The following is a 325-nucleotide window of genomic DNA, read 5'->3' as shown; positions in this document are numbered from 1 at the left end:
GTGGCACTTACTTCATGGGCGGTACTACTTTCACCGGAACAACCTTTTGCTAAAACCGGGTATGCTTATGCTGTACCTAAAGGTGAGTTGGAGTGGTTGAAAGAGGTGGATGACTTTCTGTTGGTGATGAAGCAATCAGGTAAGCTCAACCAGTTTGCAGAAAAGCATGGGTTGAGTGAAATTGTTGTTAACGAGTAATGCTTATTTGCGGGACTGGTTATCGCTTTAAGGTGTTAGCTCTCAGGTGATAGGTAGTTTATAAAGGCTGATGCGAGCGCATCAGCCTTTTCTGTAATAGCTGTTATCTGGCTAATAACCATTGATC

General features: G+C 43.4%; 1 protein-coding gene. It reads left to right on the top strand.

All coding sequences use genetic code 11. The features are described 5' to 3' along the window. Nucleotides 1-198 (top strand): transporter substrate-binding domain-containing protein (locus QWI17_RS19445; protein ID WP_302724191.1); only part of this gene is annotated, 198 nt, incomplete at its 5' end. Nucleotides 199-325 lie beyond the last annotated feature (127 nt).

The sequence above is a fragment of the Gilvimarinus gilvus genome, assembly GCF_030518155.1.
Classification (GTDB): Bacteria; Pseudomonadota; Gammaproteobacteria; order Pseudomonadales; family Cellvibrionaceae; genus Gilvimarinus; species Gilvimarinus gilvus.
This window is presented reverse-complemented; position numbering and strand designations above follow the sequence as displayed.